At 61.0% G+C, this 20,039-nt stretch carries 17 protein-coding genes; 11 read left to right on the top strand and 6 right to left on the bottom strand.

Features of this window, described 5'->3' with window-relative positions; translation table 11 throughout:
* Window positions 1-93: 93 nt before the first annotated feature.
* From ACFT1A_RS26395 to ACFT1A_RS26385, 3 genes are read left to right on the top strand one after another with little or no spacing between them, the layout of a single operon-like run.
* On the top strand, window positions 94-4,182 hold the full coding sequence (locus ACFT1A_RS26395; protein ID WP_378449398.1) for a Pls/PosA family non-ribosomal peptide synthetase: 4,089 nt from the start codon (window positions 94-96) through the stop codon (window positions 4,180-4,182).
* Window positions 4,179-4,919 (top strand): BPL-N domain-containing protein, encoded by a 741-nt coding sequence (locus ACFT1A_RS26390; RefSeq protein ID WP_082654969.1) that lies wholly within the window; start codon window positions 4,179-4,181, stop codon window positions 4,917-4,919. The genes ACFT1A_RS26395 and ACFT1A_RS26390 overlap by 4 nt, the downstream gene beginning before the upstream one ends.
* Entirely contained in the window at window positions 4,916-6,172 is a 1,257-nt protein-coding gene (locus ACFT1A_RS26385; RefSeq protein ID WP_378449397.1) for a heparan-alpha-glucosaminide N-acetyltransferase domain-containing protein, read from the top strand. The genes ACFT1A_RS26390 and ACFT1A_RS26385 overlap by 4 nt, the downstream gene beginning before the upstream one ends.
* Here ACFT1A_RS26385 and ACFT1A_RS26380 read toward each other — a convergent pair.
* A complete protein-coding gene (locus ACFT1A_RS26380) occupies window positions 6,129-6,902 on the bottom strand; it encodes a BPL-N domain-containing protein (RefSeq protein ID WP_378449396.1) in 774 nt (257 codons plus the stop codon). The two genes, ACFT1A_RS26385 and ACFT1A_RS26380, sit on opposite strands and share 44 nt — an antisense overlap.
* Before the next feature lie 690 nt (window positions 6,903-7,592).
* Here ACFT1A_RS26380 and ACFT1A_RS26375 point away from each other — a divergent pair.
* From ACFT1A_RS26375 to ACFT1A_RS26365, 3 genes are all read left to right on the top strand, one after another.
* Window positions 7,593-7,769, top strand: coding sequence for a hypothetical protein (locus ACFT1A_RS26375; protein ID WP_378449395.1), 177 nt, complete (start codon window positions 7,593-7,595; stop codon window positions 7,767-7,769).
* Window positions 7,770-8,219: 450 nt separating this feature from the next.
* Complete coding sequence (locus ACFT1A_RS26370) at window positions 8,220-8,384, top strand: hypothetical protein (protein WP_378449394.1); 165 nt, start codon at window positions 8,220-8,222, stop codon at window positions 8,382-8,384.
* A gap of 80 nt (window positions 8,385-8,464) precedes the next feature.
* Window positions 8,465-8,842, top strand: coding sequence for a hypothetical protein (locus ACFT1A_RS26365; protein WP_378449393.1), 378 nt, complete (start codon window positions 8,465-8,467; stop codon window positions 8,840-8,842).
* Between the two features lie 276 nt (window positions 8,843-9,118).
* Here ACFT1A_RS26365 and ACFT1A_RS26360 read toward each other — a convergent pair whose 3' ends face one another.
* Together ACFT1A_RS26360 and ACFT1A_RS26355 are read right to left on the bottom strand one after the other, a co-directional pair.
* A complete protein-coding gene (locus ACFT1A_RS26360) occupies window positions 9,119-9,430 on the bottom strand; it encodes a winged helix-turn-helix transcriptional regulator (RefSeq protein ID WP_378449392.1) in 312 nt (103 codons plus the stop codon).
* A complete protein-coding gene (locus ACFT1A_RS26355) occupies window positions 9,427-9,831 on the bottom strand; it encodes a VOC family protein (RefSeq protein ID WP_378449391.1) in 405 nt (134 codons plus the stop codon). Before ACFT1A_RS26355 ends, ACFT1A_RS26360 begins: the two co-directional genes overlap by 4 nt.
* Window positions 9,832-9,988: 157 nt before the next feature.
* Here ACFT1A_RS26355 and ACFT1A_RS26350 point away from each other — a divergent pair, with 157 nt between their 5' ends.
* The 3 genes from ACFT1A_RS26350 (at window position 9,989) to ACFT1A_RS26340 (ending at window position 12,826) form a co-directional block, all read left to right on the top strand.
* Entirely contained in the window at window positions 9,989-10,282 is a 294-nt protein-coding gene (locus ACFT1A_RS26350; protein WP_378449390.1) for a hypothetical protein, read from the top strand.
* Between the two features lie 200 nt (window positions 10,283-10,482).
* Window positions 10,483-11,175: a GAF domain-containing protein gene (locus ACFT1A_RS26345; protein WP_378449389.1), complete on the top strand. Its 693-nt coding sequence runs from the start codon at window positions 10,483-10,485 to the stop codon at window positions 11,173-11,175.
* A gap of 154 nt (window positions 11,176-11,329) precedes the next feature.
* Window positions 11,330-12,826, top strand: coding sequence for a sugar transferase (locus ACFT1A_RS26340; protein ID WP_378449388.1), 1,497 nt, complete (start codon window positions 11,330-11,332; stop codon window positions 12,824-12,826).
* Window positions 12,827-12,841: 15 nt separating this feature from the next.
* Here ACFT1A_RS26340 and ACFT1A_RS26335 read toward each other — a convergent pair whose 3' ends face one another.
* A complete protein-coding gene (locus tag ACFT1A_RS26335; protein ID WP_378449387.1) occupies window positions 12,842-14,011 on the bottom strand; it encodes a hypothetical protein in 1,170 nt (389 codons plus the stop codon).
* 581 nt (window positions 14,012-14,592) lie between these two features.
* On the opposite strand from ACFT1A_RS26335, the gene ACFT1A_RS26330 reads away from it, so the two are divergent.
* Together ACFT1A_RS26330 and ACFT1A_RS26325 are read left to right on the top strand one after the other, a co-directional pair.
* Window positions 14,593-15,732: a hypothetical protein gene (locus tag ACFT1A_RS26330; protein WP_378449386.1), complete on the top strand. Its 1,140-nt coding sequence runs from the start codon at window positions 14,593-14,595 to the stop codon at window positions 15,730-15,732.
* Complete coding sequence (locus ACFT1A_RS26325; protein WP_378449385.1) at window positions 15,725-17,197, top strand: AAA family ATPase; 1,473 nt, start codon at window positions 15,725-15,727, stop codon at window positions 17,195-17,197. Before ACFT1A_RS26330 ends, ACFT1A_RS26325 begins: the two co-directional genes overlap by 8 nt.
* Window positions 17,198-17,223: 26 nt before the next feature.
* On the opposite strand, the gene ACFT1A_RS26320 is transcribed toward ACFT1A_RS26325, so the two are convergent.
* Both ACFT1A_RS26320 and ACFT1A_RS26315 read right to left on the bottom strand, forming a co-directional pair.
* A complete protein-coding gene (locus ACFT1A_RS26320) occupies window positions 17,224-18,840 on the bottom strand; it encodes a glycosyl hydrolase family 28-related protein (RefSeq protein ID WP_378449384.1) in 1,617 nt (538 codons plus the stop codon).
* The gene (locus tag ACFT1A_RS26315) at window positions 18,833-19,999 is read right to left on the bottom strand and encodes a glycosyltransferase family 4 protein (RefSeq protein ID WP_378449383.1); all 1,167 of its coding nucleotides are present in this window, start codon (window positions 19,997-19,999) and stop codon (window positions 18,833-18,835) included. The genes ACFT1A_RS26320 and ACFT1A_RS26315 overlap by 8 nt, the downstream gene beginning before the upstream one ends.
* Between the last annotated feature and the right edge of the window lie 40 nt (window positions 20,000-20,039).

The following is a 20,039-nucleotide window of genomic DNA, read 5'->3' as shown; positions in this document are numbered from 1 at the left end:
CAGCTAGTTAAATAGTGAAATACACCGCCGTGCCCGGACGAACCCCCGGAGCACGCGGTAGGACGGCGGGATCGCTCTCGCGAAGGGAAAATCATGTCGGATCACAAGAGTCTGTGGGCGGGCGCATGGTCCGGCATGGAACCCGCACGCAGGAATTACTCTGCGCTTCCCCGCCGCCTCAACCATGTCTTCGAAGCCAGCGCAGACTCGACCCCGGCAGCCATTGCGCTCGAGTGCGACGGGTACGCGATCTCCTACCGCCAACTGGATGAGCGATCGAACCAGTTGGCGCATGTGTTGGTCGGCAAGGGTGTGGGGGTCGGGTCGCGGGTTGCGATTTTCCTGCATCGTTCCGTCGACACTTACGTGAGCTTGCTGGGTGTGCTCAAGGCTGGTGGAACATTTGTGCCGATCGATCCCGGTGCGCCGCCGGATCGTGTCGCCTACGTTGTCGAGGATGCCGGCGTTCAGCTCGTACTGACCTCGACAGCGTTGGCTCCGAACACCGCGGACTGCACGGTCGAACGTCTGCTCGTGGACGACGCTGCGGCGGTGTTGGATGAGCAACCACGCCATCGACTCGCCCTCGATTCGCGGTCGGATCCGGATCCCGCCTGCTACATCCTCTACACCTCAGGCTCGAGTGGTCGCCCGAAAGGGGTGGAGGTCGCCCAGTCGAGTATCTGCAATTTCCTCGACGTAGTCCCGGGCGTCTACGACGTCCGCCCTGACGATCGTGTCTACCAAGGTATGACGATTTCCTTCGACTTCTCGATCGAAGAGATCTGGCCTACGTGGGCCCGCGGCGCCACCATCGTCGCTGGTCCCACCGACAGTCGCCGACTGGGCGGTGAATTGGCCGATTTTCTCGACGCGAACACTGTCACGACGCTGTACTGCGTTCCGACTCTGCTTGCCACCATCCCGCGCGATCTCCCCCTCATTCGCAATCTGCTGGTCGGTGGGGAAGCGTGCCCGCGTGAACTGGTGGAGCGGTGGGCGCGGCCGGGCCGGACGATCCTCAACACCTACGGGCCGACCGAAGCCACTGTCACCGCGACATGGGGGGAGCTTCTGCCCGGACGGCCGGTGACGATCGGGCGGCCACTGCCGACGTATTCGGTCGTCATTCTCGACGAGGCCCGTGGGCTAGTTCCCCGCGGCGAGGTAGGCGAAATCTGCATCGGTGGCCGCGGTGTCGCACGCGGATACGTCGGGCGCCCCGACCTGACCGCCGACCGCTTCATCGACCACTTTTCCGTGCCAGCAGGCCAGAAGCTTTATCGCACTGGCGATCTCGGCCGCTGGACGGATGCGGGTGAGATCGAATACCTGGGCCGCGCCGACGCCGAGGTCAAGATTCGTGGCCACCGCATCGATCTCGGTGAGATCGAAAGTGTGCTCCTCGAACACCCGTCGGTGTCGGAAGCCGTCGTAGCGCTGGCGGCGGCAACACCCGGTGACACCACGCCGTCGGAATTGTGCGCCTACCTCGTCCTCGCCACCCCCGGCGAGGACGAGGACCTCATGAAAAAACTATCGAAAGCTCTCTCGCAGCGCCTTCCTGCGTACATGGCGCCGACCTTCGTCGACGTCATCGCCTCCCTACCTGTGATGCCAAGCGGAAAAGTGGATCGATCAAAGCTCCCGGCCCCGACCCGCCGACGCTTCTCCGCTTCGACCGGCCCCGTCATCGCACCGCGCAACGAGCACGAGCGAACCGTGCGGGCAATCTGGGCGCGAGCCTTCGGTGTCCCTGCCGAGGAACTATCCGTCGACGCGGACTTCTTCGACGATCTCGGCGGACACTCGCTACTGGCCGCAACAGTGGTCTCCGCGCTACGGGAGAGCAGTATCGGTGCCTCGTTCTCGATCCGCGATCTCTACACCCACCCCACTGTCCGCTCGCTCACTCAGGCACTGGCAACAGAAAAGCCCTCCCAACCGGTGGCCGCGAATGTCGCAGTCAGGCACGCCGATACGGACGTCGCACGAGCGGGCGGTATCCAGTTGGGGGTGATCTACCTGTTCCTGCTGATCACCACACTTCCGGTCTCGTACGTCTACACCAAGAACGACGGCTTCGTGTCCGTGCCGGTTCTGCTCGAGATGCTGGTCGCCATCATGGCCACCTATCTCTGCGTGCGTTGGTTCCTGCCGGTGATCAGTGCGCGCCCTTTGGCCGCCGGCATCAAACCCGGACACTACAAGCTCTGGGGTCCGACGTACTTGCGGCTGTGGACCCTCGATCTTCTCCTGGCGGTCGGCGCCCTGCCTGTGGTCAGCGGATCACCCTTGATGTCGATCTATCTGCGCATTCTCGGCGCGGACATCGGTCACCGCACAACCATCGCAACCTCCTCGATCTCCCTGCCGACCCTCGTCGAGATCGGCGACGGCGCCTCCATCGGATACGGCGCCACCATCCGGCCGTGGCGAGTGGAATCCGGCGTGGTCACCGTCGGGAAGATCGTCGTCGAAGCCGGTGCGTTCGTCGGCGCCAACGTCGTACTCGAACCCGGATCGACCGTCGGAGCTCGCGCCGCGCTCGGCGACCAATCCCTGTTACCGACGGGAAACACCATCCCGCAAGAAGCCCGCTGGGCAGGATCGCCCGCCGGGCCCACCGAAGCCCTCGACCCCGCCGTGGAAACGATGATGCGCGCCGAAAGCGTGCGAGCACGGTGGAAAGCACGCCACATCCTGGCAGCCGTCGCAGCATTGGCGGCGCTCGAATTCGGCGCCATCGCGTTGATGATCCCCGGCATCGCACTGGTGTGGGGCGCCCTGCTCACCTGGGGTGTGCTGGCGGGACTGGCGGCGACCTTACTTACCGGCCCGATCTTCGTGATCTCGGTATGCGTGTTCGTCGCCGTCAACAAACACCTCGTCCTGCGCAATGCCCCCGCCGGAATGCATCCCGTCCGCTCGGGTCTGGGTATCCGCAAGTGGATGGTCGACAAACTGCTCGAGTTCAGTCTGTTGTTCACGAACTCGCTGTACGCCACTCTCTACACCGCGCCGTGGCTACGGTTGCTCGGCGCAGACATCGGCCGCGGCGCCGAAGTCTCCACCGTCTCGCACGTCGACCCGGACATGCTCACCATCGGCAAGGACAGTTTCGTCGCCGACATGACCAGCGTGGGCAGTGCCAGCTTCGCGAACGGTCGGATCATGTTCCAACCCACACGAATCGGCGAACGCACCTTCATCGGCAACGCCGCCGTCATCCCGTCTGGAATGGAGATCGGTGACAACGCACTGATCGGCGTCGCCACGGTACCGCCCGCCGCCGGCGTCCCCGACGGCACCTCCTGGCTCGGGTCCCCCGCCATCTACCTGCCCAACCGACAAGACAGCGGCGACTACGACGACGAACTCACCTACACGCCCCCACGTGAGGTGGTGCGTGATCGCTACGTGATCGAGTTCTTCCGCGCCACCTTGCCGCCGACAGTTCTCGGGATCAGCTTCTACCTGTACCTGCTGGTGTTGTCCTCGCTGGCGTTCGGGCGCGCACTCGCCATTCCGGCGCTCGTCGCGCCTCTGGTCGCGATGGCCTCGAGTCTCGCGGTGATCGGATTCTGCGCAGCAGTCAAACGCAACATGGTCGGCCGCTACCGCCCACGTGTGGAACCACTGTGGAGTAAGTTCGTCCGCCGCTCCGAGTTCGCGACCGGACTCTACGAGAGTGCCGCCGTACCGATCGGTGTCGGCATGCTCGTCGGAACCCCGTTCCTGCCGATGGTGCTGCGCTGGTTCGGTGCCACGATCGGGAAACGCGTGTGGTTCGGAACCACCTACCTCACCGAATTCGACCTCGTCCATATCGGCGACGACGCCACCATCGGCACAGAATCCTCACTGCAAACACACCTGTTCGAAGACCGCGTCATGAAAATGTCCACAGTCACCATCAGCGCCGGCGCCAGCATCGGGACCCGGTCAATCATCCTTTACGACACGATCATCGGCGAACACGCCTCCCTCAGCCCTCTCTCGTTACTCATGAAAGGCGAAGAACTTCCGCCGAACACTCGGTGGCGCGGCATCCCCGCCGAAGCCGTTCTCGCCGACGACCCCCATACCCGCGGCATCGAGGACTCGGTCCTGCGCCAGAGCACCACCCACCCCGGTAATGCTGCGCGTGCTCTCATCGCCGCTCAAGGAGTATCCGCATGAAATGGGTATCGCTGGCCCGCAACACCTCCCGCCGGGCAAGGATCTCCAGCACCCGGCCACACCCACGCGCGCTGGTATACCGCGGCCCGGCGTCACTTCCGGGATGCCCGGAAGCCGTCGCGGACCTCCTGGCGTCGAGCGTGTGGAACTTCGACGTCCACTTCGTCGGCCCGGACGAGAAGTTGCAGATCGACGAGTCGACGCTTCATTCGGCCGCGCTCTATGCCCAACCCGGCGGTGGCGATCTCGGCAGTGCATTCGCTCACCTGCGTCGGCATGTTCCCGCGATTCAACACTTCGTCCGCTCCGGCGGACGGTACCTCGGCTTCTGCCTCGGAGGATACCTCGCCGGCCGCAGCCCAGGGTTCGAATTGCTTCCCGGCGACGCCGACCAATACGTCGCGACTCGCAGTGCCGAAGTGCACACGACCAGAAGCACTGTTCTCGAGGTTGATTGGAGCGGACAGGTCGAAGAGATGTACTTCCAGGACGGCCCCTACTTCTCACTCGATCGCCACTACCGCCGCTACTACGACTGCGAAGCGAGCATTCTCGCTCGCTATCGCAACGGAAGCATCGCAGCGCTGAAAATCGACTACGGTCAAGGCCGCGTCGCCGTCGTCGGGCCACATCCCGAAGCGGACGAAAGCTGGTATCGAGGAGACGGTTTGGATGCGCCCGAGCACCTTGCCACCGACCTCGGGCACCGCCTGATCAACGCGGTGATGATCCGATGACCGGTAATGACCTGGTCGCCACCAGCCCCACTACGCCGATCAAGACCACCCGCGCTGCCGTCTCGGCCCCACGACTTCTCGGCATCGACGCCGCCCGCGGAATCGCGCTGTTCGGGATGATGGCCGTGCATTCGCTCGTCGCTGTCGGTGAGGACGGATCCCCGACGCTGTCCTACAGCATCGCAGCAGGACGATCCTCCGCCTTGTTCGCTGTCCTGGCCGGAGTCGGAATCGCCTTCACCACCGGACGAGCCCGCGTACAACGCGGACAACGGGGCGCTACCGCGGCAGCGCTGGCAACACGAGCCGGCGCAGTCGGAGCTATCGGATTGCTCCTGGGCTACACCGACGCCGAATACGCCGTCGTGATCCTCCCGTACTACGCGATCCTCTTTCTCCTCGCGATCCCACTCGTCTTTCTCCCGACCCGCACCCTCGCCGCGCTCGGAGTGCTGATCGCGATCGCGGTGCCAGCGGCCATCGAACTCGTCGGCTCCTCGCTCCCAACCCCAAGCTTGGACAATCCCACCCTCAGCGCCATCATTGACAACCCGGGACGCTGGACAATCGAACTATTGCTCAACGGCGAATTCCCGGCACTGCCCTGGGCCGCATACATCTGCGCCGGCATCGTCATCGGCAGACTGCGCCTCACATCGGCGAACGTCGCCGCAGCACTGCTGGTCACCGGTTCCGCGATGGCAGTCAGCGCCCGAATCCTCTCCGAGATCCTGATCTTTCACCTCGGCGGCCTCGAACACCTCGTCACCGGCAGCAAGCTACCCCGCGCAGATATCCTCGACCTCATCTCCTACGGAGCCGACGGTTCGGTAGCCGGTTCGTCGTGGTGGTGGCTTGCCGTCGACGGCCCCCACTCCAGCACACCCCTCGATCTGCTGGGGACAATCGGCTCCTCCGTCGCAGTGATCGGAGCGATGCTCTTCCTCGGTCACCTGGCAGGCACAAGACTGGAAAAGATGACGCGCCTCGTCATCGTCCCGTTGGCAGCCGCCGGCTCGATGACATTGACCCTGTACGTGCTGCACATCTGGTTCATCAACTCCCCCTACGACACCTACGAGCCCTGGACGGGATACATCCTGCAAGTGTGCGCCGCGCTCAGCCTCGGAATGTTCGTCAAACTCACCACAGGACGAGGACCACTGGAAGCATTCGTCACGATGCTCGCCAATCGGAGCAGGCGCGCAGTCACGGAAAGAACGTCGCAGAGCGCTGCTGCGCACCATCACTGACCGACTCGATCAGGTCCACACCGAGGTCGAATCGGATACCGTCAGGATTGGTGAGACCGCCTGTGTACCAAAACTGGTCAGCTTCGGGGTGCGGACCGACGACACCGACCCGCCCGCGGCCGAAGTCGGCAGCCACCGCCGCGACCCGACCATTGCGGTAGCGCGCCAGAACCTCCGTCGGGGCATCGCCGCGAAGGACGAAAATGGGCCCATCCTGGAAAAACATCCACCGCTTGTCCCCACGCCATGTCACCTCGACCACCGTGTTGCCAGTGGTGTCGATCTCGGAATTCCGAGAGGAGATGTACCGCGCAGAGTCACCTGGCAGAAGTCCGAAACCCGGTGTCGCGCCAGCCAAATAGCCGCCCAAACAGAACCCGAGATACCGGCCGCCCGCGTGAACCCACTCCCGGATCAACGGCGCGTGTTGCTCCATATGCACCCACGCCGAGGCAAGCCCCCCACCACCCGGTTGCGCATACATAGTCGCACTGGCCAACGATTCCCGCGTCAACTGGACATTCTCGTCCGGGCCGCAAAAGACGACGTCATACGGATCGTCCGCCAACGTGAGCAAACGCGCCACCGCCTCCGGGCAGCCCGGCGACGAAGCCGGACCGCGATAAACCAACGCGCGCCTCGACAGCGCCCGCGCGGAATTTGCTGACGCAACACTTGCCCCGCCGATCGCCACTACCGTCGCCGAGCCGAGGAACGCACGTCGATTCATCACACTCGCGCTACCATCATCGACACCAATAACATTGACCGACAACCATGAGATCAGCCTAGCGAACACTTGCGAATGCCCCTCGCCGCACGCTGGTCGAGTTCCACAACCGGGTTCCGTTTCGTCCGGACATCTCGTCTCGGCGGCATGCGCTGTCGCGCAAGGGTGAGAACAATCGAACCCACGGCGAAGCTTCCTTTCAGAGACCACGAAAGAACCAAGTTCACTCAGAATCGATCACCGAACCGGCCGAGGGAAGAATCCGCCCAAGATCTTCGCGATATCCATACAGCCGAGGCGCCAATCGCGGCTCGGTAACCCTCGCCGGTCACATCATCCGCGTGTGTAGGTCGCCTCTGCTGCACGACGGAGCTCCTGCCCCGAGTGGTCAGCCACCTCGGTACAGCGTCCGCAAGAACAGCAAGATCCGTCATCAGTGTCACCACCGGTCGAGGGAATCGATTGGCAGCGCACACATCATCGAGCACATCGTCGACCCCCCTCGACAACTCCTCGTTCGCGGTCCTTGTGATCGACGATCCAGACGAGCGCCAGCTGGTGACGAACGTCAGCCGCGGTAGCGGCGTCCGGTGTCATCCTGTTCGCGGTGGGGATAGTGTGCGGATGCTGAAATCGTGCGGATGCCAGGGTTCGTTGTGTCGTTGACCTTCACAAGATCGGAGACTGCTGATGGCCACTCCGCAATTGTTAGCCCTCGGAACTGTCTGTATCGGGTTGTTGTCGCTGGCGTTGCAGATCATCGCGTTGTTCGTCGACCGTGGGCGTGGGCGTCAACTGCTCATGCATGCCGCCAACGGCAGTGTTGTAGTTGCTTTGGCATTGTCGGCCGTTGTCCTGTTTCTTTGATCTTGCCGCTCCAACGAAACACACCCGACGAAAGCTGTTAATTGTCAAGGAGTTTCGATGAACACGCCTATCGCACACCGACGGCGGTCGGCCGGAACTGCCCTGCTCGTCGTCGGCGGGTGATCTGCTGACCTTGCGAGGCCCTGACCCAACGAAACGACGAGAGAGTGACGAGGAGAATTCGCTGATGGTGAGCGGGTGGCGGAGGACAACGTGTTCCAGGTCCGATAGAACGAGTTGTTCGCCACCTCGAATCGGCGACTTGCGAACGCAGAAGTAGCGAAATATGTTCTGGCACAAGGAGTCCGAATTCGACACCGTACCTCTCGCAGTTGCGTAACAGGGTCCGCGTGAGCCCTTCCGACGAGGTGGTGGCCGCGTTGGCCGACTACTTCGGCGTCTCCCCCGGCTACTTCTTCACTATCCCCTGGTCCGGGATCGCCCCCCGGTGTGCAGGGCGAGGACGCCGAGATCGTGGAACGTCTCGACGATCCAGAATTGAAGGAACTGTTAGCGGCGGCGAACGGGCTCTCCACAGTCTCTTTGGAACTACTCGCCGACATCGCCACCAAACTCCGCATCACCGCCGATGCACCGTCATACATACTGTTCTGAGCTGAATGAATCTCCCAGCGTGAATGCCACGCCCCGATTCGCAACACAGCCCTGACAACTTGCTCCTCTCTACACTGTGCATGGCACTCAGAACCAAGACCTCCGCCTGTCGACACACCGCTTCGGGGTCGCGAGCGGATCATGCTCGGCTACTACGCTGCGGGCGCACTGCTCGTGCGGGCCTCCGCGCAGCCGCACGAGGCCCTCGCGAGCGAAAAGGAAACCGGCACGGCCGCCGTGGGCGCGACGCTCACACCGGGCAGGCCAGTGTCAGTTTCCCGTCCACTGACATCGCCAACTTCCGCACCATCACACAGCACACGCTGACGAGCCGCACCCGCACCCGTGCCGGCGCCGCCGCCATCCGTGCCGGGATCGAACAGAACGCAGGAAGCGACGTCATCGAAGAGCGTATCGCTGCGGCCGAGGCTGCAGGACGTCCACTCTCACTCTGGTAACGAAGCTGCCACTCGACACACTGACGATGTATATTCACTGGGACATATTTCATTGCAGCGCAACATATTTCATAAGTAGAATGCTACAATACGTTGCTGCACAATTGCTTTGCGCGCGTAATCCGGTAGGCATCGACCTTTGCGGACGGTGGCCGGATCCGTCACTGCCGCCGGGCTTCCTCTTCGACGCATCGGGCCAGGCGGATCCGACGATATGTCTTGACGGTCAACGGCTCCCGCAGGTTCCTGCAGCCAAGCCCGTCACGGAGAAGTTTGTCAGAGCGCATCACGATCCTGTGACGCATGTGGTTTTCCTTCGCGGCCCCAGTGCTGGAGCGCGACGATTGCTTCGCGCAGGGCATGCCCGCGATCGGTGAGCGCGTAGGCCCGCGTGTTGTGCCGCAGGGGCAGGCGGGTCAGTACGCCGGCCGTTTCGAGCTCGCGCAGGCGGGTCGCGAGCATGTTCGTCGGTACTCCGAGGTCGCGCTGTAGATCACCGTAGCGCTGTGGCCCGTTGAGCAGCCGCTCCACGATGAGCAGCGCCCACCGTGCTCCCACGACATCGAGGGCCGCGGCGAGGTCGCTCATGCGGTCGTATCGGTGTCCGGCTTCATCCAGAACGGCGAGTAGTGGTAGCCGTCGGGGTCGTCGAACTGGCGCTGGTACATGAAGGGATAGTCGTCAGTGTCACCGATCCGCCCGCCTGCGTCGCCGGCACGCTCGACGAGTTCGTCGACCGCCTCGCGGCTGCCGAGGTCGAATGAAACCGTGACCTTCGACGGGGTATCAGGTCCGCCGACCAGTTCCTCGGCGCCGCCGACGCTCGCGTACATGTCGCGGCTGCCGAGCATGACGTACTGCTCGGGCGCGATCGCGAAGCAGGAGACGTTGTGGTCGGACATCTCGGTGTTGAGGGTCCAGCCGAGGGCGGTGTAGAAGGTGGTCGCACGTTCGACGTTCTCGACCGGGCAGGTGATGAACAGGCTCATACGACAACACTTGCAAAATGCAAGTACGCTGTCAAGATCCCCGCCACCCCACCGGCCGGTCACATGTTGTGAACGACCAGCCACTGCTCAAGGGATTGGATAATCTGAGCGACCGCTTACGTTGGCAAACCTGACGTGGAAGAGAACCGATACCGAGATGAACCAGAAATACTGGGATGATCTGACCGCCGAAGGCCGGGAACTCACGCGGGTCGCAGAGGGCGAAGCCCGAGATTTGAAGGTGCCACTACATGTCGAGGATCGGGCGGCAGTCCGAAAGCTGGCCGATACCTACCGTTCATCGGTCCGCGATACGCACTATCGCGACCCCGATCTGCGTTATTCGGGTCGGACTCAAATCCACTCTCACACCACATTAGAAATCGAGAGCCTTCGCGAAGCCCAATCCGGCAATATCTTCCCTACACGTCTTGCGAAAAGATTACAGTGAGCCATGAGGCAGGACTTTTGGCCCTATAATATAATGCCAAAATACCCATTTTGGCACTTAGGCAAATCCGGCCACTTCAGTCCACATTTACGAGTATTCATAAACACAGCAGCATGAGGTATGGATATTGGAGATGCGGCGCCGCGCGGACCAATCGCAGTCATACAGCACGTTGCTATCGATTCACCAGGGAAAGAGATATGACACCACCGAGTCCGACAGACGCAACAGGGTCCGATTATGCAGGCGAAGATGCCACAGGTCTACGGAAGAAGGCGATCTCAGATCCTGCCGAACGCGCCACTCTCGACCCGTTCGCTGCGATCGACGAGACGTACGCGGACCCTGCACTCAAGGCCATCTTCGAGGGACTGCGTGCGACTATCGCCGACGGACAGTCGCGCGCATGGTCGGCGCTCAACGACAGCGAACGGTTACGCGCCCTCTACGAAACGGGACTACTCCGGCCTGGACCTCATCCTGAAGTCGATCAGATAGTCGAGTTGACCATCGACGCAGTCGGGATCCCAAACGCTGCACTGAACATGATCACCGACGTCGAACAAATCAACGTCGGGATCGCCTCCCGCTCAAACGACATCGGGGACCAACGGACCCACCCTCTCTCCGACTCGCTCTGCGTATACACAGTCGTGAGTGGCTCTCCACTCGTAATCGACGACATCGCCGACCACCCGATACTCAGGGATCACCCGGCAGCAAAGAGCGGCGTAGTGGGCGCTTACATCGGCATACCGATCATCGACAACGCCGGTCACCCCGTAGGGACACTGTGCGCGTGGGACACGCAACCGCATCATTGGTCGAGTGGTGAGGTCCAGATCATGACGGACCTTGCCGACGTGATCCAAAACGTAATATTCGACAAATAGAAGACCATTGCCGCGCAACTTTCGATTGTTGACTGTGACGCCGAGTCGCATTCAAACCATGTGCGAGTTGCTACGGCGAATATTGTTAGATCCCCTATAGAATGCGGTTAATGGTGAATGTACAAATTGTCTGATTAATTCGGGATTGTCGTGGATGGAGTGGGAATTGCCGCAATTGTTGGAGGTCGAGACTTCGACCGCCCCTGGAGGCCTCCCACCCACCTCTTCGAATTCTCGTAAAACATTCGGGCAGCGCATCCGGACCGATCCGCTGAGCACCATCATCAGTGTTTCCATCGATGCGTTGTCGGCGACAATCGCGGCGGCGCTCGCATGGTGGTGGGCGCTCACATCAGTTTTGCTTCATCCACCCTTGTGGTGCTTCGCGCTCTTTGTTCCCCTGGTCGTAATCGTCATGGGCGCGCGGTCGTTGTATCGCCGCTCGCTCAACCGCCGATTCCTCGACGAGTTCTACGGGATCCTATCCTCCGGCTCGATCGCGGCAATGCTGCTGCTGTGTGCGCTGGTCTTGTTCGGAATCACCGATCGCCCCGGTGCCGCCGTGACCAAACTATGGGTGTGCGCGAGCATCCTTATTCCATTCGGCCGTCTGGTTCGCGTGGTGGTCCAACGACGCCTGCAACGGAACTCCCATCTCGTGTCCCCCACGTTGGTCATCGGATCCGGACAGCTCACCCAACACGTGATTGCTCGCATGATCGCGGCTCCTGAACACGGCATGAACCCAGTCGGAGTGCTGTCGGACGAATCCCCCATACACATCGACCCGGAGACGGATGCCGCCCAGGTGCCCTACCTGGGCACTGTCAATCGCCTAGAGTCCGTCATCGCCGAAACCCAGGCCGAACGCCTGGTCATCGCATTCACAAAAGTTCACGGTGAACTACTGACCGGAGCAGTCCGCATCGCCCACCGCCACGGACTTCGCGTATGGGTAGTGCCACGCATGTATGAGGTGATCGGCTCGAAGAGCCTCATCGACCACATCGGCGGCATGCCCTTGTTGTCAGTGCCTCACACCAATCCCCGAGGCTGGCAGTTCCGGGTCAAACACATCAGCGACAGAATCGCCGCCGGCTGCATCCTTCTCGTGCTGTCCCCCCTCTTCCTCACCCTCATGCTCTTGGTGCGCTGGAGCTCGCCCGGACCGATATTCTTTGCCCAAGAGCGAGTGGGGCGTAACGGCCAGATCTTCGGCTGCCTCAAGTTTCGTTCGATGCGCCTACCCGATCCCGACCACGTGACGTTTGTTCCGAAAACCGGTAGCGCACCGGGGGGTGTCGAGGGAACCGATCGACGGACCCGGATCGGAAAACTCATGCGGTCGACGTCGATGGACGAACTCCCCCAATTGCTCAACGTCCTCCGGGGTGACATGAGTCTGGTCGGACCTCGACCCGAGCGTCCAGAGTTCGTAACCCTTTTCGAGGCGCAGATCCGCCGCTACGGCGAGCGACACCGAGTCAAGGCGGGCGTCACGGGTTGGGCTCAAGTCAACGGCTTGCGCGGACAGACTTCCATCGCGGACCGCGCCGAATGGGACAACTACTACATCGAGAACTGGTCTCTGTGGCTGGACATCAAGATTTTGATGCTGACCGTGCTGGCAGTTTTCAAACAGGCCGAATGACGCACGGCGCAGTCTTCATGCTTTCTCGGACGCGAGTCTGTTCGCTCGCTTCTCGCTGAGGAAGACCGAGTTGTATTCCGGCGCCAACCTCGAGGCTGCCACGTGATAGGGCACGAACATGAGCACCTCGGTGATGACAAAGGACAGAAATATTGCAGTGCTGGAATGGAAACCGAACAAGAAAGTCAGTCCGAGCACCACATAGAGCGCGGTGTTCGCGGCCCTGAGCCAGAACACCATTTGCGTGCGACCTGCCCGTCGTAGCGCGGCAAAGGGGATGGTTGTCACCAGCATGCACAGCTTCCACACACAGGCAACCGCCAGAGCAACATACAGTGAACTGTTCCAGGCGGGACCGAAAATCAGGCTCCACACACCCAGGTAGGCACTAGCGAAGATCACCGCTGTTCCGACCACGATAATCATCGCAACGTTGGCGACCTCACCTTTGTGTCCGTGGGCGAGTTGACGCACTCGGCCGTAGGCGAGAATCGGTTCGAGGATCCCTGAAATGGTTGATACAACCCGGAATCCGACAGCAGCTGACGGTCCGAGGACAGCCAGGATGAAAGATGCCAATGCCGGCTGGACCATACCGACTGTCGCAGTTTCGCCGGTGACCCACGCAGCCTTGGTCAGGTCAGGCGGCAGGCCCAGATCACGGCGAGAAGGCAGCGGCCAACATCTGATGAGGATGGCTACGAGAGCTCCCGCTGCAAGAACCCTGACACAATTGGCGTTGTCGTACACAGCAAAGATCAATGCGCACAGGCAGCCAACCATAAGGATCGAAGCGGCAACCGATTCCAGCTTCCATCTACCCCGCACCACACCGATCGTCCGGGCCATCAGCAAGCCCGACGACAGTCCCAGAACTCCGATCAGCGTGATGGGCGTCGGAGGTACCGCTGGACTCACGATGAGGAGAGTCCCGGATATCAGGCTCAGCAATGCAATCCACCAGGGCATAGATACCTTGTGATCGGCTTCTGGAGTGGCAAGGCGGGACTCGACCACGAACGCTGACAGCAACTGCGCCACGTATGTTCCAATCGCCAGCGAAACAGCAAGGAAGCCTTGCTGTTCGATGGGTGCAACGCGTGCGAATACAGCGATGAAAATTGCCGGGAACGCATTAAGTGCCAACCCCGCGACGATTTGCACCAGTGGCTCAACGCGCTTCACGTTCAGCACTGACTGAACGCGCGTCACTCCCCAGCCTCTAAAGGCACGGCACACATCGTCGATTCTTCGAAATTGATGGCGATAACTGCTCCGTAGCGCGGCACCCCAACATCAATCACGTTGGCATCCAATTGGATCAGGTCGATTCCTGGTGGCCAGTGCGCATCCGCACTTCCGTCCCGTAACGCACACTCCACCTGTAGTAGTGTATGCCACGGATCCGCTGCCGTGCTCGCTGAGATCGAGCCACTTACGAAGAGGGAGCTCAGCGATGTGTGATTCGAGATCCTTTCCCCCTCGTCAAAGTTCCATCCCCGTCGGGCCGCGGAATGACTGCGCTACGAAGCACCAAGACACACATGCATTCTGATTTCTCGCCAAGAGCGGCCGGCGAGGATCCGCCACAACGCAATACACCGAAATGGTGGCTGGCCCCGGCCGTCATTATTCTTTTACCAGTCCTGGGATCGTTCACCGCGTGGGTATCCCTGATCGGTTGGTGTGCGGCTGGTAAGTGTCCGGCCGGCTCACTGCTGAATTTGCGCGGATTTCTTGAACCTGCCCCTTTCACCATTGCCGGCGTGACGTTGCTTGCGGTTTGGTACGGCAGCGTTGTGGTGCTCGCAACGATCGGTTGGCGGTTGGGACTGGGCACAACGCCGGCGCGAGAGTTCGTCGAGCGAACCACCAGCACGAACTTCGAGCGGCGCTACTTTTTCCTCGTCCTTGCAGTATCCACGATCGGCGTGGCGTATGCGTACTACCGAATCACCGCGGCGACATCCATTGTGGACGCTTTGACCACGCAGACCGGGAATGCCTTCACCGAGGCACTACCCGACTCGGCCGGAATCGCGACGCTTCGATACGCGACCATCCTCGCTGCGCCCATCAGCGTTTACCTCTGGCGAAAAAAGGTGCTCCATCCTGGATTAGTACTGTGGGCCGTTCTTCTCCTGGTGGCGAACTCGATGGTCGCCTCCCGCCTCTCGCTACTGATGGCGGTCGTGGTGTACGTCGTCTTACAGACAGCGGTACCCCGCAAATCCACAAGCGTGGACCGTAGATCTCTACGGCCTTGGCATATCGTCACTGCTGTAGCGATCATGTTCCTGATGCTCACCGCGCTCAACTACGTCCGGAACGGCAACTATTATCGCGATGCGGGAGTCTCGAACCCGGTCGCGATGAACCTCTATCAGTCCGGCGCCTATCTCGCTGTGCCGGCCCAGGTATCCATCGGCGTGTCGGATGCGATCATGCGCGGCACCTTCGACAAGCCAGGGAGTGTCGCCGCTTCCGTGTCCGCCGCGCTGCCCAGCTTTCTGGTCCCGGCGCATGAGGTCAGAGCAAAGGAGTCGCTTGGCGCAGACTCCTACGATTTTTCGGTCTCGTTTGCACCGAATTTCACAACCAACTCTGAATTCGCTGACATCTATACGGATTTCGGAGCGTGGGGATGGCTCTACACGCTCCTGCTGTTTCCACTGGCCGGCTACGTTTTCGGCCGGTTCCTGACATACGGTCCGGTGATCGCCGGATCGGCAGGAGTTATCGCCTACTGTTTTGCCGAGGTATGGCGGATTCAGCTACTTACGCAAGGAATTACCGTTTTCCTGGTCCTCCTGACGCTCGTCTGCGTGTTCGTGGCGGCGCGAGGACAGTCTCCCGGCAAGCTGGAAGACATGGTTTCGAGAGGAAATGTGAAGTCAAGTGACTGACAAGTTTGCGGGGACTACCTACCGACCGGGCAATGTGGGCAACGAATGGCTCCGCTCAGCGGTTGGCGCAGTTCGCAACCGATGGATCATCCTGCTTGTATGCGCGCTGTTCGGGGGCTTCCTGGGAGCGATCTTGACCAGTGTGCAGTCGCCGAGCTACGAATCGTCCGCGGTGATCTACCAGACGCCTCACTTCGGCGATACCGACGGTACAAGTCGTCAGCGTACTGAGGCGTACACGAAGTTGCTGAGCTCCGATTTCCTCATCGAAACCGCTCTGGCGAACACTGGATTGGAGATGTCGAACTCTGACGTGCGCGAAATGACCACGGCCAGTGCCAATGTCGGAAGCGCGATCCTGACGGTGACCGTGCGCGCGGAGGACGCCGATACCTCGGCGGAGCTGGCTAATGCTCTAGCGCAGGCACTTCCCGGTGCGGTTGCTGTTTTGGACGGGAGCACACCTGCACAACCTGCCCCGGATCAGTCGGAAACCGTGGTTCCGGACCCAGTGCGATTGTCGGTGATCAGCCCGGCGGTGCCCGACGACGCTGAGGGCGGACCGCAGTATGTGCGCAATACCGCACTCGGTGTGATCGCCGGGCTTTTGGTGGGGTTGCTCTACACATATCTGCGCAGTCACATGAGCCGGAAAGTTCAGGATGTCGCCGCTCTCGGCAAGTTTCTGTCCGGGCCGGTGCTGGCCGGCATTCCTGCGGACAAAGCGTTGGAAACCGGTGTTGTCGACTTCTCGGGAGAGAGCCCTGCCGCAGAGGCATTCCGCCGTCTCCGCACCGTGATCGCCGACCACGAACCCGGTCGGGGCGAATGCCGAACCATCATCATTTCGAGTGCAGTCACCGGCGACGGTAAGACAGCGGTCGCGCTGAACCTCGCAATCGCTCTCGCGGAGAGCGGCAATGAGGTCGTATTCGTCGATGCCGCAGGAAGAGACGAAGCGAATGTGCGCTCCGGACGCCACTCTGATCATGGAAAGAACGCATCACCAGCCGGTCTGATCGATTACCTACACAATGGTGACGACATCGACCGATACATCTCTGCGAGTTGGCATCCGAAGCTCTCGTTCATCCCGGCGGGACGCACCGCGCCCGGCAAGTCCGAACTACTCGGGAGCACTCGGATGCGCAACGGACTCGCAGATCTCGCTGCTCGCGCAAACTACGTCATCGTCGATACCGCACCGATGGCTGACAGATCGGACGCCCTTGTGCTGGGACGCTGGGCCGACGGTGTCCTGCTCGTGGCGCGATCTGACCATACGAGGTACGCCGAACTGGGTGCCGTCATCGAACATTTGTCGTTGGCCGAATTACGAGTCTGGGGCGTCGTACTTAACGACTCCCCGAGGCCACTGGCACGCAGCGCACGCAAACGCGGCGCACGATTGTCAGCGGCAAAGCTGCTCACACGCGAGTCCCGCCCGATCAAAACAAACGTCTGACAGAAAACCGAGCGGCATCGAATTGGTCATCGGCAGGCGACGAAGACCGGCTCTCCCTTCGGCGGAGTGGTTGTCACGGTACCAACGCTCACTTCCGGGTTCGTAGGCGTGCCACCGACACAACTGTCACTGAAGATCAAAACCGGTAGCCACGACGAGGGCGCTTGCTCCCACACCAAATCCGCAGCAACCACTGTCCCGGATGAGCCCTGGAACACGGCGAATGGTCCGCCGGCTTCGGAACCGAGCGGCGGACCCGTCACAGTCACATTGAGCTGATCTATCGTGAACTGTGCCGAGTTGTCGGCTGAGAACGCCACCGCAGACTTCGCCGTCGTGATGGAGACGGTTCCCAGTGAAACATCTTGGGTCCTCTGCAAGCCGACAGCTCCGGTACCCGGACCTATTTCGCTGTCGATCACCGTGCAATCATTCAGCAGAATCCCGGTAACGGGCGGGGTTGCAATAGATTCCACGAGAACCGACCAGTAAAGACAGTTGTTGACGGCAACGCCCGTTACCTCTAGGTCGAACCGGCTGAAAGTGTCGCCAGTCGACCCGTTCGGTCTTGCGAGTACGTGCAGCCCTGTATGAGAATCCTCAACGGTGATCCCATCTAGCTGCACGCCGCGCGATGCCACGTAGTGCCACCCGGCGCCCGAGTCCGGCGATGCCGAGTCGACTATGACACCTGCGCCGTTCGATATCCCATCGACCACTACTGCAGCTACCGTTGATCGATTTACCCCGGCCAAACGCACTCCGTTTGCCGCGCCGCCCGACACTTGGACATCGGTGACATCGAAGTCGGTGTTCGACCACTCGGTCAACGCAGGGAAGGAAAAGGTCTCGGAAGCGCTGTCGAACTGGGCTTCTCGAGAGTAGTAAGTCACCAGTGCCAAACCGTCGTCACCAGTGTTCGTTGCTGAATACCTTTCGACGGTTCCGCGTCGGCACGCGTTGAAATGGAGTCCGTCGGCCATGGTGTTCTCGACGTGAAGTCCGTCAACAGTGATGTCGGAAACGCCCATCATGATCACACCTGCCTGCGGGCTCGACTCGACTCTGCAGTTGCTCAGCGTCACCCAACTAGCCGGCCTGCCCGAGCCGGTCCAACCATCGGGGACTGCCGACGTGTCCGATGCGTAACCCACGACCCTGATACCGTCGCCCATCGACCGCAGCGCCGGGTGGCTTGCCCACCGCACCGCGACGTCGCGAAGAGATACGCGCTCCAGCGGACCACGCAGCACGACGCCGTGACTCGTGCCGGCACCGTTGTCGTCCAGGTTGTCCATCAGAAGTTCGGCACCGGTGTCGAAGTCGATCGAAACGTCAGAGATCCCCACTATCGAGATCGCCGCCCCGCTTGCTGGATGACGCTGAGCAAAGCGGTACTGACCGGACGGAAAAAGTAAGACGTCCCCGGATTTCAGTTCGGCGACGGCATTGCCGATAGCAATCGAGTCATCTTGTGTCCCATCACCAACCGCACCGAAATCGCGGACATCGATGATGTCACCACCATTCACTGCGCGGCGAACGGCGTTGAAGGGTTCTGGCAGAGCGGCAGGGAGTGCCAACGCTGCCGGAACTATTCCGAGAAATTTGCGGCGCGACAGCGCCGACGACCAGTTAGCCATTGGGTGCCTCACTCAGGAAGGAACATATCTTCTCGGCAGTAGCTGTCGACACGATCTCGGACTGGCGCTGCTTGACGTGCAACTCTCCGCGATGGCTCAACGACGCTCTGGCGTCTTGATTGTCGCAGTACGTTTTCACGAGTTCGGCCAAGGCTTCGGAATCGTGCGGATCGAAATACTCTGCTCCGTCGCCGCATGTTTCCCTCAACACCGCGATGTCAGAGGCCAGTACAGCGGTACGCGACGCCATTGCCTCCAGCGGCGGAAGACCGGCGCCTTCGAAAAGTGAAGGCATCACTAACAAATCCGCCTGAGCCACCAGAGCGCGCAGACTCTCGAATGGAAGACGGCCAGTCAACTGCACACGTTCACCCAGGCTTGCCACAAGCTGGTTGATTCGGTCGTCGAGTGTTCTGAGTGATTCATCGCCACCGGCTATCACCAGTGTGTGTGGGATGGAATCCGAGATCGTCGCAAATGCGTCCAGAAGTACCGGCAAGTTCTTGTGCCGCTTGATATTTCCGACATACAAAATATAGGGGCGTTCAATTGGCGACGACGCCGAGTCAGCTTCAGAGAACCACACGTCGTCTACAGGGATCGGCGTCACCAGTACCTCGGATGAGGGTGCGATGGCAGCCATAGAACGGGCTGTTACCTCGGACGGGGTGAAAATCGTTGCGGCCCGACGTGCGCTGAGTTTCAGCATTGTCCACGCGTACGCGTTCTTTGCGCGATTCTGGTCGCTCAGCTTCTTGTCTTCGATATGGAGGGTGTCATGCACCGTGGAGAAGTATCGAACGTCCCGATTACGAGGAGACGTTAGTGCAAAAGGAAAGGGGTAGTGCGGAACCCACAGTGCCTGCGGACGGGTTGCCGACAATGCGCGACGCCACACGCGCTGTTCACGCATTGAATACATTCGGGCATCCGCAGGATCCGCGAAAATCACACGGGTTTCTTCGCGTGTGTCAGGTGCCGCGTTTCGATCAGCGAGGACGGCCAGCCTGAATCCACGCTCTTTGAGCACCTGTTCGAGCACAGGAATTTGCGTCCTGATGTAGGTGCCGATACCACTCTGACGAATGTGTCGGGCATCGAACAACAGATCAACCGACTCGCCATCGCGGCTCGCCTGACCGGCACGGGGAGTATCCATAAGTGAATTGTTGCAGGTCCGTCAATTTGATGGACACAAT

Origin of the sequence: Rhodococcus sp. NPDC057135 (genome assembly GCF_042670865.1) — a bacterium.
Lineage (GTDB): Bacteria > Actinomycetota > Actinomycetes > Mycobacteriales > Mycobacteriaceae > Rhodococcus_F.
This window is presented reverse-complemented; position numbering and strand designations above follow the sequence as displayed.

Coding starts and splice junctions, on each gene's coding strand:
- ACFT1A_RS26395 (WP_378449398.1), top strand. CDS start 94: ATGTCGGATCACAAGAGTCTGTGGGCGGGCGCATGGTCCGGCATGGAA.
- ACFT1A_RS26390 (WP_082654969.1), top strand. CDS start 4,179: ATGAAATGGGTATCGCTGGCCCGCAACACCTCCCGCCGGGCAAGGATC.
- ACFT1A_RS26385 (WP_378449397.1), top strand. CDS start 4,916: ATGACCGGTAATGACCTGGTCGCCACCAGCCCCACTACGCCGATCAAG.
- ACFT1A_RS26380 (WP_378449396.1), bottom strand. CDS start 6,902: ATGAATCGACGTGCGTTCCTCGGCTCGGCGACGGTAGTGGCGATCGGC.
- ACFT1A_RS26375 (WP_378449395.1), top strand. CDS start 7,593: ATGGCCACTCCGCAATTGTTAGCCCTCGGAACTGTCTGTATCGGGTTG.
- ACFT1A_RS26365 (WP_378449393.1), top strand. CDS start 8,465: ATGGCACTCAGAACCAAGACCTCCGCCTGTCGACACACCGCTTCGGGG.
- ACFT1A_RS26360 (WP_378449392.1), bottom strand. CDS start 9,430: ATGAGCGACCTCGCCGCGGCCCTCGATGTCGTGGGAGCACGGTGGGCG.
- ACFT1A_RS26355 (WP_378449391.1), bottom strand. CDS start 9,831: ATGAGCCTGTTCATCACCTGCCCGGTCGAGAACGTCGAACGTGCGACC.
- ACFT1A_RS26350 (WP_378449390.1), top strand. CDS start 9,989: ATGAACCAGAAATACTGGGATGATCTGACCGCCGAAGGCCGGGAACTC.
- ACFT1A_RS26345 (WP_378449389.1), top strand. CDS start 10,483: ATGACACCACCGAGTCCGACAGACGCAACAGGGTCCGATTATGCAGGC.
- ACFT1A_RS26340 (WP_378449388.1), top strand. CDS start 11,330: ATGGAGTGGGAATTGCCGCAATTGTTGGAGGTCGAGACTTCGACCGCC.
- ACFT1A_RS26320 (WP_378449384.1), bottom strand. CDS start 18,840: ATGGCTAACTGGTCGTCGGCGCTGTCGCGCCGCAAATTTCTCGGAATA.
- ACFT1A_RS26315 (WP_378449383.1), bottom strand. CDS start 19,999: ATGGATACTCCCCGTGCCGGTCAGGCGAGCCGCGATGGCGAGTCGGTT.